This is a genomic window from Streptomyces katrae (genome assembly GCF_002028425.1).
In the GTDB taxonomy this organism is placed as follows: Bacteria; Actinomycetota; Actinomycetes; order Streptomycetales; family Streptomycetaceae; genus Streptomyces; species Streptomyces katrae_A.
Genome location: NZ_CP020042.1, coordinates 4,339,874 through 4,357,204, shown reverse-complemented (window position 1 = coordinate 4,357,204; position 17,331 = coordinate 4,339,874). Strand labels below are relative to the sequence as shown.

Here is a 17,331-nt window from a genome sequence, read left to right as displayed (position 1 = left end):
TGATGCCGGACACGCCGGGGGCGGGAGCGGGCACGGCCCCTGACGGGGCGGGGGCTGGCAGGCTGGGGGGATGCGCCTGCTGACCGTCCCGACGACCGCCGTTCCCGCCGCTCTCGCCCTGGGCCTGCTGCTGCCGGGCGCAGCCGCGGCCTCCGGGGCCGCCCCGGCCACCGGCAGCCCGGCGCCCGCCGCCTCCGGGTTCACGATCGGCGATCCGCGGATCACGGAGTCGAGCGGGCTGGCCGCCAGCCGGATCCACCCGGGCGTGTACTGGACGCACAACGACAGCGACGACGGCCCGTACGTGTACGCGGTGGACTCGGCGACGGGCAGGACGGTGGCCCGCATCACCCTCTCCGGCATCGGCACCCCGCGCGACGTCGAGGCCATCTCGCTGGGCCCGGACGGGAACCTCTACGTCGGGGACATCGGCGACAACCGCGACGGGACCTGGGACCACGTGTGGATCTACCGCTTCCCGGAACCGAAGGAGCTGCACGACGCGACGGTCACGGCCGAGCAGTTCACGGCCGTCTACGCGGACGGGCCGCGCAACGCCGAGGCGCTGATGGTCCATCCGGTGACGGGCCGGGTGTACATCGCGAGCAAGAACGAGCAGGGCGGCGGCCTGTACGAGGGCCCGGAGAAGCTGTCGCCGGACGGACGCAACGTCTTCCGGCGGATCGCGGAGGTGCCGTGGGTGACGGACGGGGCGTTCTCCCCGGACGGCACCCGGCTGACGCTGCGGGGCTACTTCACGGCGCGGACGTACCCGTGGAAGGACGGCCGCCCGCAGGGGGAGGGCGAACGGGTGGACGCGCCCTGGCAGGGCCAGGCGGAGTCGGTGACGTACTCCGCGGACGGCCGGACGCTGCTGTTCGGCGCGGAGGGCGCGAACAGCCGCGTGGTGGCCGTCCCCGTGGCCCCCGCCACCACCCCGGCCCCCTCGGGCCCGGCGGGCCGTCCCCCCGCTCCCGGCTCGGCCGCGGAGCAGGGCCCGGCGGACGGGAAGGGCGGCGGCTTCACGAAGGGCGCCCTGGTCCTCGCGGCGGCCACGGCCCTGACCCTGGCGGCCAAGCGCCTGCTGAGGCGCCGCCCGAAGGGCTGACGGCCCCCCGCGCCCAGGGCGGCACCGCGCGGCGGCCCCACAGGCCCGTGCACTCCCTCGCCGCCCGCCGGGGCTTCGGCAGCGCCGCCGTCCTCGGCCGCGCCTTCCGCCGGGCCTACGGGACCAGCCCGGCAGAACCGCGCCGCACACGCGGTGCGCGCAAGGCCGACGAACCTTGCGCGCACCGCACGTGCCGGCGGGCGGCACCGGCCTAAGACGGGCTTGCGGCCGTCAGCCGGCACCTGCCGCCGGTCAGGCCCGGTCCTCGTCGATCGGGATCGGCGTCCGGCCGGGGCCCGTGCCGCTCACGGGGGTGGCGGCAGGGGCCTTCGCCTCCCGGCCCCCCTCCCCCTTCTGCTCCCCCTTCTGCTGGGCGCCCATCGAGGCCAGCAGCTGACGGGCCACGCCCAGCCCCGTACCGCCCATCGTCAGGGCCTTCGCGAACATCTCCGACATCCCCTCGGCCCCGTTCAGCAGCACCATGTGCTCGACGTTGCCGAAGGCGCCCGCGCCCGCCTGGACGATGGCCGGCCAGTTCTCCGCGAGCTGCTGGGCGACGACGGCCTCCTGGTTCTCCGCCAGCGCCGCGGCCCGCGCCTTGATCGCCTCGGCCTCCGCCAGACCCTTGGCCCTGGCCGCCTCCGCCTGCGCGAGACCGTTCGCCCGCGCCGACTCGGCCGCCGCGAGGCCCTTGGCCTGGGTGGACGCCGCCTCCGCCTCACCGCTGACCCGTGTCGCGGTGGCCGCCGCGTGCCCTCGTGCCTCGGTGGCCTGGGCCTCGGCGGCCGCGGCCGTCCTGACCCGGGTCGCCTCGGCGGCCGCCGCGAGCTCCGTCTCCTTCGCCTTGGCCTGCGCCGCCGAGATCCGGGCGTCGCGCTCCGCCTCGGCGAGCGTCCTCGTCTGGTACGCCGCCGCGTCCGCGGGCTTGCGCACGTCGGCCTGGAGCTGCTGCTCGCGCCGGTGCGCCTCCAGCTCCGCGACCCGGGTCTCCTGCACGACGACCTCCTGCCGGGCGGCCGCCTCGGACAGCGGCCCCGCCTGCCGGGCGGTGGCCGCGGCCTTGTCCCGTTCGGCCTGGTAGCCGGCCTGGAGGATCTCGCTGTCCCGGGTGGCCTCGGCCATCCGGGCGAACGCCGTCTGCTCGGCCTCGGTCGCCAGCCGGTTGGCCTCGGCCTGCGCGATGCGGGCGTCGCGCTGGACGGCGGCGGCGTGCGGCATCGCGAGGTTCTTGATGTAGCCGGTCGGGTCCTCGATCTCGTGGATCTGCAGCGAGTCCACGATCAGCCCGAGCTTCTCCATCTCGGTCCCACAGGCCGCCCGCGTCTGCCCGGTCAGCTTCTCCCGGTCGCGGATCATGTCCTCGACCGTCAGGCCGCCGACGATGGACCGCAGATGGCCGGCGAAGACGATGTGCACCCGTTCGGGCATCATCTTCTGCTGGTCGAGGAAACGGCGCGCGGCATTGGCGATGGACACGTAGTCGTCGCCGATCTTGAAGATCACGACCCCCTTGACCCGCAGCGGGATCCCCTGGTGGGTCACGCAGTCCACGTTCAGCTGCGTCTCGTTGAGGTCCAGCGAAAGCTTGCGCACGGCCTGCACCCCGGGCAGCACGAGGGTCCCGCGGCCGGTGACGATCCGGAAGCCCATGCCCTCGCCGATGCCCTCGGTCTTGTGCGTGGAACCGGAGATGACGAGCGCCTCGTTCGGTTCGGCCACCCGCCACATGAGCTTGAACAGGCCGATCAAGGCAATGATTGCGGCGAGAACCACTCCCGCCACGACGCCGATAGCCATCGGCAACGCCCCCTTATCGCGGTGCCGTTCGGCACCGACGGGGGTGAGTCTGCGCCTGTTCGGGGGCGGTGGAGAAGTGGCCGGATCATTCTTGTCGCCATCTTGATACGAGGGCGGCCGACCGTCAGCCCTCGTACACGCCCATCACGTAGACCGTGCGCGGGGGCTGGTACTCCACGACAGTGACGACGGATCCGACGCCGATCCGCCCTTCCCCGGGGGCGGGGTACGCGAGGAAGTGCTCGGCACCACCGCGGATCTGGACGATGACCTCCCCCACGAGCCCCGGCCCGACCGTCCCCGTCACCCGCCCGGTCATCCCCATCATGTCCATGCCGTCGAGCGTACGGCGCCACCGCGGCGCGGGGGACCGGGGGCGCAGGCCCCGGGGGAACGGAGGAAGGGCGGGACGGGGAGACGGCTCCGCGTAGCGGCACCAGCACCCCGTAGCGGCACCGGCACCCCGTAGCGGCACCGGCACCCCGCAGCGGTAGCGCTCCGGCTACGAGTGCCCCAGGTCCTCGGACGGCAGGTCCGTGACCGGCACCGATCCTTCATCGGCGGCAGCCGGCCGCAGCGGGAACTCGTCGATCGCCATCGAATCCAGCACCGGCTCCGCCGGCCTCGGCGGCTTCGGCATCACCGCCGCCTCCGAATGGCCCCCGCACCCGTACGACAGCGACACCAGCCGCCCGTCCGCCGGCCCGAACTCGTTCGCGCACACCCCGAAGGCCTGCCCCAGCGACCCCCCGATGGCCACCAGGAAGCCGCACGACACGCACGACGCCGGCGCCGCCTGCGCCATGGGCGTCTTCGCCCCGAAGGACTCGTCCCAGCGGTCGGCGGCCGTGTGCAGCCCGTACCGGGACAGCACCCGCGCACGCCGCATCCCCAGCTCTTCCGCAACGGCGGTGATGGACCCGCGCGCCGGCACGGCCACCCGGTCGGTGACGTCGGCGTCCTCCGCCTCCACCAGCTCGGCCATCTCCTCCGAGACCACCGAGTTCGGCGGCGGCACGTCCTCGCCGCTGTACCCGGGCTCCAGCCGCAGGTCGTCCGCGTCCGTCGGGAGCAGGTCACCCGGACCCATGTCCCCCGGACGCAGCCGCTCGCTCCACGGCACCCACTCCGGCGCGAGCAGGGCGTCGTCACCCGGCAGCAGCACCGTTTCGTCCAGAGTGACGTTCTTGGCGCGCGACGCACGGGTGACGGTGACGGCCCAGCGCCAGCCCCGGTAGCCCGCTTCCCTGCACTCGAAGAAGTGGGTGACGACCCGGTCACCCTCCGCTACGACGGAGACGTGCTCGCCCACCGCACCGGGGTAGGCGGCCTCCTCGGCGGCCTCCCGGGCGAGCTCCACGGCCTCGACGCACAGGCGGTCGGGGGCGGGGGTACGCGGGGTACGCGGGGTACGGCTTCGCGTCGTCGCAGCACTCACAGGTCTCGTTCTCTCCTACGCCGTCTCACGAGTGCGCCGTCCGTACTGTCGTCCACAACGACCCGTCGGTCTCGTCCGTACGTAGCGCGGGCGGAGCGGACCAGAGGGCCGCGTCGACGTCCGCGCCCCGATCGGCCTCGGGCGCACCCCATGTGATCCATTCTGCGGGATCGCGAAGAGGCGCGCGGCCAAGAGCAACCGCCGGTGGCGCGCTACGCACGCTACCTCCTCCGACGGCTTCGGCCCACATGCGAGGTCCGATTCGCGGACATCGACGACCCCCGCACCACCCCCGCACCCCGCCCCGCACCCCACCCACGGCCCGCCCCGGCCCCGCCCCGGCCCCGCCCGGACGCGCCGGGGCGGGTCCCGGCGGACGGTCTGGGGCACTATGTCCACGTGGCTCCCGTACGGTCGTCCGCAGACGGCTCGGGACCGGCCAAGCGGGCCGGCCGGGCGGTCGGGCGTGCCCTGCACCTCCCGTTCACCGGTACGGCACGCGGGATCCGGCGCGTCACGCACGCCCACGGCGCCGGGGAATCCGGACTCGGCCGGCTGATCGAACTGCACGCGATCAACGGCGCCGGCGACGTCATGATCACCGTCGCGCTCGCCTCCACCGTCTTCTTCTCCGTTCCCACGGACGAGGCACGCGGACGGGTGGCCCTGTACCTGGGCATCACCATGGCCCCCTTCACCCTGCTGGCCCCCGTCATCGGCCCCCTGCTGGACCGGCTGCCGCACGGGCGGCGGGCGGCGATGGCAGGCGCGATGCTGACGCGGGCCCTGCTCGCGGTGATGATGTCGGGCGCGGTGGCGACGGGCGGGCTGGAGCTGTACCCGGCGGCACTGGGCGTCCTGGTGGCGTCGAAGGCGTACGGCGTCGTCCGCAGCGCGGTGGTCCCACGCCTCCTGCCGCAGGGGTTCTCCCTCGTCAAGGCGAACTCCCGGGTCACCCTCGCCGGCCTCCTCGCGACGGGTGCCGCCGCACCGGTGGGGGCGGGCCTGCACGCGCTCGGGCCGCCGTGGCCGCTGTACGGGGCCTGCGCGGTCTTCGTGTGGGGGACGTTCGCGGCGTTCCAGCTGCCGCACAAGGTGGACGACGCCAAGGGCGAACGCCGGGCCCGCCTCTCCACCCACGAGGCCCACTCGAAACGTCCCGGCCTGCGGACGGTGAGCCGCCCGGTGCTGTGCGGACTCCTCGCGAACGCGACGATGCGGGTGCTGTCCGGATTCCTGATCTTCTTCCTGGCGTTCCTGCTGCGCGAGCAGCCGCTGGGCGGCCAGAGCGCGGCGGTGTCCCTCGGGATCGTGGGCGCCTCGGCGGGCGTGGGCAACGCGTGCGGCACGGCGGTGGGGGCGTGGCTGCGGGCCCGCGCCCCGGAAGCCATCGTGGCCACGGTCCTCTCCGCCACGCTGGGCGTGGCGATCCTGTCGGCCCTCGTCTTCAGCGGCCCGTTCATGGCGGTACTGGCCGGCACGGCCGGCTTCTGCCAGGCCCTGGCGAAACTCTCGCTCGACGCGATGATCCAGCGCGACGTCCCGGAGGCCGTCCGCACGTCCGCCTTCGCCCGATCGGAGACGCTGCTCCAGATGGCGTGGGTGGTGGGGGGCGGCATCGGCATCGCCCTGCCGCTGAACGGGGTCCTCGGGATGACGGTCGCCTCGGCGGTGATCGCCCTGGGCGCGGCGGTGGCCCTCCGCGGCTACCTGACGTCCCCCCACCACCAACGCTCGTCCCACCCCAGCGTGGCCTGACGCCCCCGCGGGGGCGGTGCCGGGCGGGCGGGGCCCGCGGGCCCCGGCGAGGCCCCCCACCCCCCGCCGAGCGCAAGGGCACGCCGCCGTACACCCCCCGTGCGGCGGCGCAGCCCAGCGGCCAGATAGCCTTCGGCTCATGACCGCACCGCTTTTCCCGGGTAGGGCCCGCCGCAGCGTCGCGGCCCTCGGAGCCGTGTCCGCCGGCCTCCTCCTCCTGTCCGCCTGCGACAAGCCGACGCCGCTCGCGACGGTGACCGTCGGCAGCTCGTCGGTGTCCGCCGAGTCTGAGTGCCGCGCCGACGGCAAGGAGCTCTCCATGGACAAGGTCCAGGAGTGCCTCACCGGCCGCAAGGACGCCAAGACCATCGAGTACGGCCGCGGCGACACGCTGCGCCTCGGCGTCGAGCCGAAGGTCGTCGAGGACGGCAAGAAGTGGCAGGCGGTCCTCGACGGCCAGCCGATCACCGAGCCCTCCGCGAACACCTACCGCAGCTTCGCGGGCGCCGACGTCTTCGCGACCGGCGGCCAGGGCGAGGCGCCCCAGTCGAAGATGCTGAGCTTCGTCCAGGTCGGCCAGGACGGCAAGCCCCTCGCCGTCTGGTCCTTCAAGCTCAAGCTCAAGAAGTAGCAAGCGGCAGGCACAGCAGCGTGCGCGCGCTGATCGTGACCGCCGTGGCCGCGGAGGCCGACTCCGCGGCCTCCGGGCTCACCCCTCATCAGGACCCGGTCACACCCGAGCCGCGCACCCTGCCCGGGGGGTACCTCATCACCCGCCGGGACCTGCCCGGCCTCGCCGCCGACGTGCTCGTCGGCGGTGTCGGCCCGGCCTCCGCCGCGGCCGCCACGGCCACCGCCCTCGCGCTGGCCGACTACTCGCTCGTCATCTCCGCCGGCATCGGCGGCGGGTTCGCCCCCGCCGCCCCGCTCGGCTCGCTCGTGGTCGCCGACGCGCTCGTCGCCGCCGACCTGGGGGCCGAGACCGCCGAGGGCTTCGTCCCGGTGCAGGAGCTCGGCTTCGGCCGCAGCGTGCACCTTCCGCCCGCCGACCTGGCCGCCCGGGCCGCCGAGGCCACCGGGGCGCTCCTCGCGCCCGTCCTCACCGTCTCCACCGTCACCGGCAGCGCCGCCCGCGCCGCCGAGCTCGCCGCCCGGCACCCGCTCGCCGGGGCCGAGGCGATGGAGGGCTTCGGGGTGGCGGAGGCGGCCGCCGCGCACGGGCTGCCGGTGCTGGAGATCCGCGCCGTGTCCAACGCCGTCGGGCCGCGCGACCGGGCCGCCTGGCGGATCGGGGACGCGCTGGCCGCCCTCGCCGACGGGTTCCGCGCGCTGGGCCCCGTACTCGTCACCTGGGGAGAACGCCATGACCGCGACCGCTGACCACCCTCCCACCCCCCTGAGCACCCTGGACATCGCCTACTCGCCCTGCCCGAACGACACCTTCGTCTTCGACGCCTGGGCGCACGGCCGCGTCCCGGGGGCACCCGCCCTCGACGTGACCTTCGCCGACATCGACGTCACCAACGGCATGGCCGAGCGCGGCGAGCTGGACGTGCTGAAGGTGTCGTACGCGGTGCTGCCGTGGGTGCTGGAGGAGTACGCGCTGCTGCCCTGCGGCGGCGCGCTGGGGCGCGGCTGCGGCCCGCTGGTGCTGACCCGCGAGCCGGGGCTGGACCTGACGGGGAAGACGGTCGCGGTGCCGAGCGAGCGCTCCACCGCCTACCTGCTGTTCCGGCTGTGGGCGGCGGACGTGCTCCCCGCCGGGGTCGGCGAGGTCGTCGTCCTCCCCTTCCACGAGATCATGCCGGCGGTGCGCGACGGCCGGGTCGACGCCGGGCTGGTCATCCACGAGGCCCGGTTCACCTATCAGGAGTACGGGCTGCACTGTCTGGCCGACATGGGCGAGCACTGGGAGTCCACCACCGGCCTGCCCATCCCGCTCGGCGCGATCATCGCCAAGCGCTCCCTCGGCGCGGACACCCTGCGCGCGCTGGCCGAGGCGGCCCGCACGTCGGTGCGGATGGCGTGGGAGGACCCCGAGGCCTCCCGGCCCTACGTACGGGCGCATGCGCAGGAGCTGGACCCGAAGGTCGCCGACCAGCACATCGGGCTGTACGTCAACGAGTTCACGGCCGACCTGGGCGACGCGGGCTACGCGGCCGTGCGCGGGCTGCTGACCAGGGCCGCGGCCGAAGGCCTGGTTCCGGCCATCGGGCCGGACGCGCTGAGCTTCCCGTAGCCGCTCCCGCACGCAGGGCCGCACGCGCCGGTGCCCCGCCGCTCTTGCGAGGCGGCGGGGCACCGGTGTGCGCGCGAGGGAACGATCAGATGATCAGACGTCGAGCTGGTCGGCCACCGCACGCAGCAGGCCGGCGATCTTCGCGCCGTGCACCTTGTCGGGGTAGCGGCCGCGCTCGAGCATCGGGGTGATGTTCTCCAGCAGGGTCGTCAGGTCCTGCACGATCGAGGCGAGCTCGTCGGGCTTGCGCCGCTGCGCGGCCGCCACGGACGGCGTCGGCTCCAGCACGACTACCGAGAGCGCCTGGTCACCGCGCTGTCCCGCGACGACGCCGAACTCCACGCGCTGCCCGGGCTTGAGCGCGTCGACCCCATCGGGGAGCACCGACGAGTGCACGAAGACGTCTCCGCCGTCGTCTCGGGAGAGAAAGCCGAAGCCCTTCTCGCTGTTGAACCACTTGACCTTGCCGGTAGGCACGTCCGTCCTCTGTCCTTGTGCTCGTCGGGTCCGGTTTGCCGAGGTGAACGGCTCCGGATAGCAGTACAGCGGGTCCATCGACCCGCCTCCTCCAGGCTAATGGTCCTGAAACGGGTGGCAAGACGTTCCCCGGTCCTTCCCGCTCGATCACTTCGGCCAGGGAACTACCCTGGTGGGGTGACTGTTACTCCTCACCCCGACGAAGCACGGCCCGGCGACGGACTGGTCAAGGCGGGCGGCATCGTGTTCATCGTGGGCGCCGTGGCGACCCTCGTGACGATCGCCCCGCTGTTCCTGGGCACCGACCCGTTCCCGTCGTACGCGTGGGCGGTGTGCATGCTCATGGGCGTCGGCTTCGCGATCTCCGCCGCCGGTGTCCTCCGCTCGGCGGCGGCCCAGCGCCGGGCGGCCCGGGCATCCCAGGCCGCCTGACGCGCCTTATGCCCCTTACGCCCCTTACGCCTCGTACTGCGGCCGGGTTCAGGCCGCGAGGGTGCGGGCGAACTCCTCCAGCCACTGCGGCAGCGCGGTGAGGTCGTCCAGCACCACGTCGGCACCGGCCTCGCGCAGTTCCTCCGCCGCGCACGGCCCCGTCGCCACCGCCACCGACAGGGCCCCGGCCGTCCGGGCGCCGCGCACGTCGCCGATGTGGTCGCCGACGTACACCTGCGCGCCGTACTCGCGCAGCGCCTTGGCCTTGCCCTCGGCCCAGAGCCAGCCGATGACGGCGTCGGCCTCTATCCCGAGGTGTTCGAGGTGCTGGCGGGCGTTGGGCTCGTTCTTCGCCGTGACCACGATCGCCCGCCCGCCGAGCGCCTGAACGGCCTTGACGGCCTCACGGGCCCCGACCATCGCGGGCGTCGGCTCGATGGCGTGGTCGGGGTACATCTCCCGGTAGAGGTCCCGCATCGCAGGGATCTGCTCCTCGGGGAACCAGTAGGCGAGCTCCTCCTCCAGCGGGGGGCCGAGACGGGTGATGGCCAGGTCGGCGTCGATGAACGCCCCGGTCCTCGCGGCGAGCGCCTGCCAGGCGGCCCGGATGCCGGGGCGGGAGTCGATGAGCGTCATGTCGAGGTCGAATCCGACCGTCAGCTGTGGGGGGATGTGGGAGGTCATAGCGCCATTGTGCCGAGACTCCAGCGGCCTGCGGGAGCGTAAGCGGAGGTTGGCTTATCAGATAAGGTTATTTGGCGGAATGTCAGCTCTTGCCCCATTTTTGAGCCAAACCGTCCCCACGGGAAAGTGAGCGAATGGCGCAAGCCCGCCATCTGGTGGCTGCGGGGCCGTAGCCGTCCCGCCGGCGGGTAACGAAGGGCCGGGCGGAACGGACGGCACCCGGGACCCACGCGGGACGGCCACGACCGGCCGGGGCGGGGTCGGGGTCGGGGGAGGGCGGGGTCTGAGCCGGGCGGTCTCAGACCCCGCCCTCCCCCGAACCCGCCCCGCCCACCCCTACCTCCGGCGGCTGCGCCAGGTGAGGTAGGCCGCCAGGGTGGCGCTCGCGGTGCGGGCCAGGGTGGGCCACATCGACTGGAAGACCGGGCCCAGCTGCGCCTCCGGCAGGGGGTCGCCCCACCGGCCCGTGGTGCGGCCCCACAGCCACAGCACCGCCGCGGTGAACACCCCGGCGGGCACGCCCAGGATCACCCACTTGCGCTCCCGTGGACCGAGCACCCGGGACACGTACGCCACCAGCGCGCCCGCGCCGAGCAGCGGCCAGTACCCCGTCAGCGCCCCCGCGGCCAGCAGCGTCGCCGCCAGCAGGAGGAAGCCGTGCGGGCGCGGGCGCGGCACCTTGGCCGCCTTGGCGGAGTCGGCGCCTTCCGCGGCCGGCGGCTGCGCGTCCTCACCCCGCTTCCGGCGCCGGCGGAGGTAGGCCAGCAGGCCGCCGGGGCCATCGGGCGGGTCCGGCGGGGCGGCGTCGGGCCCGGGGGCGTCCTCGGCCCGTCCCAGCAGCTCGGGGATCTCGATGCCGCCCGCGAACCCCTCGACCTGCGGTCCGCGCCCGGCGGCCGGCAGCCGCCACCAGTCGGGTTCGCCGTGGTCGGAGGACGGACCGCCGAGCTCGTCCAGCCCCGCCAGGTGCGGCGGCACGTTCCGCCCCTCGGAGGGGAGAGGAGGGGCAGGGGAAGCAGGCCCAGGGACGTCCGGCCGCTTCGGGGACGGCCAGCGGCGGTTTCCGCGCTGCTGCGGGACCGAGACCGGTGCGACGGCGGCAGGGGGGAGGGGATCGGCGGCGGCCGCCGTCCGGCGGGCCGCCGCGTCCAGGACCTCCTCCGGCGTGCCGAGCCGTTCCAGGACGGCGCGGACCGCCTCCGGCGTCTCCGGCTCGAAGCGGGCCCGCCGCCGGTCGATCTCGTCGCGCAGCCCCGACACGAGCCGCATCCGGTCCCCCGACGACAGCTGCCGCTGCTGCGCCAAGTCCCCGACGCGGCTCAGGTATTCGTAGACCAGATGGTCGCTCTCGATCCCCACGCCCCAGAAGGTAGCGCGTGCGGGCGTGGAGCGGCCGTCGGCGCAACGGATACCGTTGGCCGGATGGGGACCGGCCGACGACCGGCCGACGTGACCAGGAGGCGAGCACCGTGCCCGAGGGAAGTCCGCAGGGAAGCGCCGCGACGAACGCGCAGCGGGGCACCGCCCACGCCACGCCGGAACCTCCGCCCGTCGACGCCGCCACCGCCACCGCCACCACCGGCACCGCCGCCACCCCCACCCCTCCCCGCTCCCTCGCCGAGGCGCTCCGCGGCCGGGACGACGCGGCGCTCGCCGCGCTGCTGCACGCCCGTCCCGACCTGCTGAACCCGGTCCCCGGCGACGTCACGCAGCTGGCCACCCGCGCCGGCACCCGGGCCTCGGTCGTGCGGGCGCTGGACCGCCTCGACCGGTTCGCGCTCCAGACGGCCGAGGCCCTGGCCGTGGCCCCCGACCCGTGCCCGTACCCGGTGCTGGAGGAGCTGCTCACCGGTTCCGGCGGCGAGGACGCCAAGGACGGTGCGGCCCGCGACGCCCTCCCCCGGGCCCTGGCGACCCTGCGGGACCAGGCCCTGGTGTGGGGCGACGACGACCGGCTGCGCCTGGTCCGCACCGCCCGGGAACTGCTCGCCCCCTCGCCGCAGCGGCCCTCCCCGACCGGCCTCGGGCCGACCGTCGCCGAGGCCACGGCGGGGATGTCGCCCACCCGGGTCCAGGAGATCGTGGCGGCCGCCGGGCTGCCCCCGACCCACGACCCGGTTTCGGCGGTGGCGGCCCTGACCGGGCTGTTCACCGACCCGGAGCGGATGTCGGCGCTGCTGGACCAGGCCCCGGCGGAGGCGCACCAGGTGCTGGGGCGGCTCGTGTGGGGGCCGCCGTACGGGGAGGTGACGCCGAACCCGGCGCCGCCCGTGCGCTGGCTGCGGGACCGGGGGCTGCTGCTGCCGGCCTCGCCGCGGACGGTCGTGCTGCCGCGCGAGGTGGCGCTGCACCTGCGGGGCGGGCTCGCGCACCGGGCGACGGCGCCGGTCGCGCCGCCGGTCGGCGCGCACCGCGAGCACCGTCCACAGCTTGTGGACGCGAACGCCGCCGGGCAGGCGCTGGCCGCGCTGGGCACCGTCGAGGAGCTGGTGAAGTCCTGGGAGCACACCTCTCCGCTGGTGCTGCGGGCCGGCGGGCTGGCCGTGCGCGACCTGAAGCGGGCGGCGTCGACCCTGGACACCACCGAGCAGGCGGCCGCGTTCTGGATCGAACTCGCCTACGCGGCCGGGCTGCTGGCCAGTGACGGCGAGGCCGACGAGCGGTACGCGCCCACCCCCGCCTTCGACGACTGGTGCGCCCTGCCGCCCGCCGAACGCTGGTCGGCGCTGGCCTCGGCCTGGCTGGCCGCCACCCGCACCCCCGGGCTGGTCGGCGAGCAGGACGCCAAGGGCCGCACCCTGTCGGTGCTCGGCCCCGACCTGGACCGTTCGCCCGCGCCCGAGGTGCGCCGCCGGGTCCTGGAACTCCTCGCCGCCCTGCCCGAGGGCGGCTCGCCCGACCCGGACGCACTGCTGGAACGGCTCGCGTGGGAGCGCCCGGAGCGCGGGACGAGCGGCCTGCGGGCCCGGCTCGCGCACTGGACCCTGCACGACGCCGAGGTACTGGGCGTCACCGGCCGGGGCGCGCTCAGCGCGTTCGGCCGGGCCCTGCTGGAGGGCCGCGACCCGGCGCCGCAGCTGGCGCCACTGCTGCCGGAGCCGGTGGACCACGTGCTGCTCCAGGCCGACCTGACGGCGGTGGCGCCGGGACCGCTGCGCCGGCCGCTGGGCGACGTGCTGGCGGTGCTGGCGGACGTGGAGTCCAAGGGCGGGGCGACGGTGTACCGGTTCACTCCGGGTTCGGTGCGCCGGGCCCTGGACTCCGGGCAGACCGCCTCCGACCTGCACGCCTTCCTCGCCGAGCACAGCCGCACCCCGGTACCGCAGCCGCTGGCGTACCTGATCGACGACGTGGCGCGGCGGCACGGGCACCTGCGGGTCGGCGCGGCCTCCTCGTACGTGCGCTGCGACGACGACGCCATGCTGGGCGAGATCCTGGCCGACAAGCGCTCGGCGGGCCTGGGGCTGCGCCGGCTCGCGCCGACGGTGCTGGCGGCGCAGGCGGAGCCGGGCGCGCTGCTCGACGGGCTGCGGGCGATGGGCTACGCCCCGGCGGCGGAGTCCCTTACGGGGGACGTGCTGGTGGCGCGGGCGGCCGCGTACCGCACCCCGGAGCGCACGGCCCCGGTGCCGGTCCCGGACGGGCCGCCGGTTCCGGACCCGACGCTGCTGGGCGCGGCGGTACGGGCGATCCGCGCGGGCGACCTGGCGGCCACGGCGGTCCGCAAGGAGCCGGCCGGGCCGTCGGCCGCCCCGGGGCCGGGCGAGCTGCCGCGCACCAGCGCGGCGGAGACCCTGGCGACGGTGCAGGCGGCGGCGCTGACCGGGTCGGCGGTGTGGATCGGGTACGTCAACGCGGAGGGCGCGGCCAGCCAGCGGGTCATCGCCCCGGTGCGGGTGGAGGGCGGCTTCGTCACCGGCTACGACCACACGGCGGACGAGGTGCGCACGTACGCCCTGCACCGGATCACGGGGGTGGCGGAGCTGGCGGAGGACCAGGTCTAGGACGGCTCGCGGAGGGAAAACCCCTGGCGGGAAGGGGTGCGTGCGCCGCACCCTGGCCGCATGCAGGAAACCGGCCAGACCCCTATCCGCCAGACCGCCGCCAGCCAGGCCGCCGTCAGCCAGACCCCCGTCCGCCAGATCCGCGCCGTCCACACCGCCTCCACCGTGACCGTGTACCAGGCGTACTCCCCCGCCCTGGGCCTGCCGGCGGCCCGCGACGGCCGCTTCCCGCCCGCCTGGAAGCGGGAGCGGATGACGTGGATCAAGCCGTCGTTCCTGTGGATGATGTACCGCTGCGGCTGGGCCACGAAGGAGGGCCAGGAGACCGTGCTGGCCGTGGAGATCAGCCGTGCGGGCTTCGACGGCGCCCTGGCGCAGGCCTGCCTGTCGCACTACGCGCCGCGCGTGCACACCGACCGCGCGGCCTGGAAGAAGACCCTGTCCCGCTCCCCGGTCCGCGTCCAGTGGGACCCCGAGCGCGACCCGCACCTGAACCCGCTGCCCCACCGGTCCCTCCAACTGGGCCTGTCGGGCCCGGCGTCGCGGGCCTACGCCGACGAGTGGACGGTGGCCATCCGCGACGTCACCCCGCTGGTCCGCGAGATCCACGGCCTGCTCCGCGCCGGCGACACCGACGCGGCCCGCGCCCTGCTCCCGGTGGAGACCCCGTACCCGTCGGGGCCGCTGCCCCACCTGGGCGCGTAGTCGGCCGTCCCCCCGGCGAAGGGCCGCGCCCCGCGCGGCCAGGCGCTCACGGCCCCGGCCGGATACGGCAGACTGGAGGTTTGGCCGCCCGCGCCCGGGCGGCCGCCACCCCGCCGGAAAGGGACAGGCGTGAACGGGCCTCTCATCGTCCAGAGCGACAAAACCCTCCTCCTGGAGGTCGATCACGAGCTCGCCGGAGCCGCGCGCCGGGCCATCGCCCCCTTCGCCGAGCTGGAGCGGGCGCCCGAGCACATCCACACGTACCGGATCACGCCGCTGGGGCTGTGGAACGCGCGGGCCGCCGGGCACGACGCCGAGCAGGTCGTCGACGCGCTCGTCGAGTTCTCCCGCTATCCCGTCCCGCACGCGCTGCTCGTCGACGTGGCCGAGACCATGGCCCGCTACGGGCGGCTCACCCTGTCCAAGCACCCCGTGCACGGGCTGGTGCTGACCAGCACGGACCGGCCGGTGCTGGAGGAGATCCTGCGGTCGAAGCGGATCACCCCGCTGGTCGGGGCCCGGATCGACGCCGACACGGTGGCGGTGCACCCGTCGGAGCGCGGGCAGATCAAGCAGACGCTGCTCAAGCTGGGCTGGCCGGCCGAGGACCTCGCCGGGTACGTGGACGGCGAGGCGCACCCGATCGAGCTGGAGGAGAACGGCTGGGCGCTGCGGCCGTACCAGGCGCAGGCCGTCGAGGGGTTCTGGCACGGCGGGTCGGGCGTGGTCGTGCTGCCGTGCGGCGCGGGCAAGACCCTGGTCGGGGCCGGGGCGATGGCGAAGGCCAAGGCGACCACGCTGATCCTGGTGACGAACACGGTCTCGGCGCGGCAGTGGAAGCACGAGCTGGTGAAGCGGACCTCGCTGACGGAGGAGGAGATCGGCGAGTACTCGGGGACGCGCAAGGAGATCCGGCCCGTCACGATCGCCACCTACCAGGTCCTGACCACGAAGCGGAAGGGCGTCTATCCGCACCTGGAGCTGTTCGACTCCCGCGACTGGGGGCTGATCCTCTACGACGAGGTGCACCTGCTGCCGGCGCCCGTCTTCAAGTTCACCGCCGACCTCCAGGCGCGCCGCCGGCTCGGGCTGACGGCGACGCTGGTGCGCGAGGACGGCCGGGAGTCGGACGTGTTCTCGCTGATCGGGCCGAAGCGGTTCGACGCGCCGTGGAAGGAGATCGAGGCGCAGGGCTACATCGCGCCCGCCGACTGCGTCGAGGTCCGGGTCAACCTCACCGAGTCGGAGCGGCTGGCGTACGCGACGGCCGAGACGGAGGAGAAGTACCGCTTCTGTGCGACGACCGCGACGAAGCGGAAGGTCACCGAGGCGCTGGTGCGCAAGCACCGGGGCGAGCAGACGCTGGTGATCGGGCAGTACATCGACCAGCTGGACGAGCTCGGCGAGCACCTGGACGCGCCCGTGATCAAGGGCGAGACCTCCAACGCGCAGCGCGAGAAGCTCTTCGACGCCTTCCGCGAGGGCGAGATCAGCGTGCTGGTCGTCTCGAAGGTCGCGAACTTCTCCATCGACCTGCCCGAGGCCACGGTCGCCATCCAGGTGTCGGGCACCTTCGGGTCCCGGCAGGAGGAGGCGCAGCGGCTGGGGCGGGTGCTGCGGCCGAAGGCGGACGGGCACGAGGCGCGGTTCTACTCGGTCGTGGCGCGCGACACGATCGACCAGGACTTCGCCGCCCACCGCCAGCGCTTCCTGGCGGAGCAGGGCTACGCCTACCGGATCATGGACGCCGACGAGCTGCTCGCGGGCGACTGACCCGGGCGGTGTCCGCTGCGGCCTCCCGCCCCAGGGGTGACCTCGGGGCGGGGATCCGGGCCGCCGCCGCGCGGTGGCGGTGGCGCCGCAGGGCGGTCGCCGTCCCGGCCGCGAGGGCGGTGAGCGGCGGAACGGCCCACACCCACAGGTGCCGCCAGTGCAGCAGCGGGGCCCCGTCGGCCGTCGGCGGGTGGTGGGCCCAGAAGTCGGCGGAGGCCTCCGGGAGGACCAGCGCGCCGAGCAGGGCGGTGCCGGCGAGGCCGGCCAGGGCGGTCAGGCCGGCCCGGGCCCGCCCGGTGAGCAGCAGGTACGGGACGAACACCGCCGGGGTCAGGGTGATCCCGGCGGCGGTGCCCAGCGCGAAGCCCTTGCCGAGGGCGGCGCGCGGCCGACCCAGGTCCCACAGGGCCAGGCAGGCCAGGGCCAGGTTGATCTGTCCGGGCAGCGGGCTCTGGAACAGCGGCTCCAGCCACAGCCCGGCGATGGTGGCGGCCAGGACGGGGCCCGGCCGGGCCCGTGCTCCCGCGAGCCGGCAGGAGAGCAGGACCAGCAGGGCGAGCAGGCCGCCGTTGCCGAGGACGAGGACGGCCTTCAGCACGCCGGCCGGCAGCCAGGCGGCGGGCGTGAACAGGATCGCGGCGAAGGGCGGATAGCCGGCGGGCGGATGCCAGTCGGCGGCGGAGAACCCGCTGAGGAGGGCGTCGGCGGCCGGGACGCGCAGGGCGACGCCCAGGACGCCGAGGGCGAGCAGCGCCCCGGTGACCAGCACGCCGGCGAGGGGCGACGGCGAGCGGTCGGGATCGGGGCTGCGGGTCACGCGCGAGACCCTAGTGGATCAGCACGGACCCCCCGCCGGGATCAGGCCACGCGCCGGGGCCGCAGGTCAGCGGGGTGGCCGTCGGCGTGGCCGGCAGTC

Annotated in this window: 16 protein-coding genes; 9 read left to right on the top strand and 7 right to left on the bottom strand. The window is 75.0% G+C overall.

Annotated features, from left to right (window positions below; translation table 11 throughout):
• Positions 1–70: 70 nt before the first annotated feature.
• The gene (locus B4U46_RS19960) at positions 71–1,108 is read left to right on the top strand and encodes a hypothetical protein (RefSeq protein ID WP_079429088.1); all 1,038 of its coding nucleotides are present in this window, start codon (positions 71–73) and stop codon (positions 1,106–1,108) included.
• A 252-nt stretch (positions 1,109–1,360) separates the two neighbouring features.
• Here B4U46_RS19960 and B4U46_RS19955 read toward each other — a convergent pair whose 3' ends face one another.
• From B4U46_RS19955 to B4U46_RS19945, 3 genes are all read right to left on the bottom strand, one after another.
• Positions 1,361–2,905 (bottom strand): SPFH domain-containing protein, encoded by a 1,545-nt coding sequence (locus B4U46_RS19955; RefSeq protein WP_079429087.1) that lies wholly within the window; start codon positions 2,903–2,905, stop codon positions 1,361–1,363.
• Positions 2,906–3,029: 124 nt separating this feature from the next.
• Positions 3,030–3,233, bottom strand: coding sequence for a hypothetical protein (locus B4U46_RS19950; protein WP_398898898.1), 204 nt, complete (start codon positions 3,231–3,233; stop codon positions 3,030–3,032).
• Between the two features lie 174 nt (positions 3,234–3,407).
• Entirely contained in the window at positions 3,408–4,343 is a 936-nt protein-coding gene (locus B4U46_RS19945) for a DUF3027 domain-containing protein (protein WP_079429085.1), read from the bottom strand.
• Between the two features lie 399 nt (positions 4,344–4,742).
• Here B4U46_RS19945 and B4U46_RS19935 point away from each other — a divergent pair, with 399 nt between their 5' ends.
• From B4U46_RS19935 to B4U46_RS19920, 4 genes are all read left to right on the top strand, one after another.
• Positions 4,743–6,101 carry an MFS transporter gene (locus B4U46_RS19935; protein WP_237293007.1) on the top strand — a complete coding sequence of 453 codons (1,359 nt, stop codon included), beginning with the start codon at positions 4,743–4,745 and terminating at the stop codon, positions 6,099–6,101.
• A 139-nt stretch (positions 6,102–6,240) separates the two neighbouring features.
• Positions 6,241–6,732, top strand: a complete 492-nt coding sequence (locus B4U46_RS19930) for a hypothetical protein (protein WP_079429083.1) — start codon at positions 6,241–6,243, stop codon at positions 6,730–6,732.
• A 20-nt stretch (positions 6,733–6,752) separates the two neighbouring features.
• The gene (locus B4U46_RS19925) at positions 6,753–7,481 is read left to right on the top strand and encodes a futalosine hydrolase (protein WP_079429082.1); all 729 of its coding nucleotides are present in this window, start codon (positions 6,753–6,755) and stop codon (positions 7,479–7,481) included.
• Complete coding sequence (locus B4U46_RS19920) at positions 7,465–8,340, top strand: 1,4-dihydroxy-6-naphthoate synthase (protein ID WP_079429081.1); 876 nt, start codon at positions 7,465–7,467, stop codon at positions 8,338–8,340. Before B4U46_RS19925 ends, B4U46_RS19920 begins: the two co-directional genes overlap by 17 nt.
• Positions 8,341–8,433: 93 nt before the next feature.
• On the opposite strand, the gene B4U46_RS40185 is transcribed toward B4U46_RS19920, so the two are convergent.
• The gene (locus tag B4U46_RS40185; RefSeq protein WP_079429080.1) at positions 8,434–8,817 is read right to left on the bottom strand and encodes a cold-shock protein; all 384 of its coding nucleotides are present in this window, start codon (positions 8,815–8,817) and stop codon (positions 8,434–8,436) included.
• A gap of 177 nt (positions 8,818–8,994) precedes the next feature.
• Between B4U46_RS40185 and B4U46_RS19910 the strand changes: the two genes are divergently transcribed.
• The gene (locus B4U46_RS19910) at positions 8,995–9,249 is read left to right on the top strand and encodes a hypothetical protein (protein ID WP_079429079.1); all 255 of its coding nucleotides are present in this window, start codon (positions 8,995–8,997) and stop codon (positions 9,247–9,249) included.
• Positions 9,250–9,297: 48 nt separating this feature from the next.
• Here the strand turns inward: B4U46_RS19910 and B4U46_RS19905 are convergent, their stop codons facing one another.
• Together B4U46_RS19905 and B4U46_RS19900 are read right to left on the bottom strand one after the other, a co-directional pair.
• Positions 9,298–9,933: an HAD family hydrolase gene (locus B4U46_RS19905; RefSeq protein WP_079429078.1), complete on the bottom strand. Its 636-nt coding sequence runs from the start codon at positions 9,931–9,933 to the stop codon at positions 9,298–9,300.
• A gap of 336 nt (positions 9,934–10,269) precedes the next feature.
• A complete protein-coding gene (locus tag B4U46_RS19900) occupies positions 10,270–11,292 on the bottom strand; it encodes a hypothetical protein (RefSeq protein WP_079429077.1) in 1,023 nt (340 codons plus the stop codon).
• 110 nt (positions 11,293–11,402) lie between these two features.
• On the opposite strand from B4U46_RS19900, the gene B4U46_RS19895 reads away from it, so the two are divergent.
• From B4U46_RS19895 to B4U46_RS19885, 3 genes are all read left to right on the top strand, one after another.
• The gene (locus B4U46_RS19895; RefSeq protein ID WP_079429076.1) at positions 11,403–13,937 is read left to right on the top strand and encodes a helicase C-terminal domain-containing protein; all 2,535 of its coding nucleotides are present in this window, start codon (positions 11,403–11,405) and stop codon (positions 13,935–13,937) included.
• A gap of 60 nt (positions 13,938–13,997) precedes the next feature.
• A complete protein-coding gene (locus B4U46_RS19890; protein WP_079429075.1) occupies positions 13,998–14,642 on the top strand; it encodes a DUF4291 domain-containing protein in 645 nt (214 codons plus the stop codon).
• Positions 14,643–14,771: 129 nt separating this feature from the next.
• Positions 14,772–16,415 (top strand): DNA repair helicase XPB, encoded by a 1,644-nt coding sequence (locus B4U46_RS19885; RefSeq protein WP_079429074.1) that lies wholly within the window; start codon positions 14,772–14,774, stop codon positions 16,413–16,415.
• Here the strand turns inward: B4U46_RS19885 and B4U46_RS19880 are convergent.
• On the bottom strand, positions 16,381–17,232 hold the full coding sequence (locus tag B4U46_RS19880) for a glycosyltransferase 87 family protein (protein ID WP_311736916.1): 852 nt from the start codon (positions 17,230–17,232) through the stop codon (positions 16,381–16,383). The genes B4U46_RS19885 and B4U46_RS19880 overlap by 35 nt on opposite strands.
• Positions 17,233–17,331 lie beyond the last annotated feature (99 nt).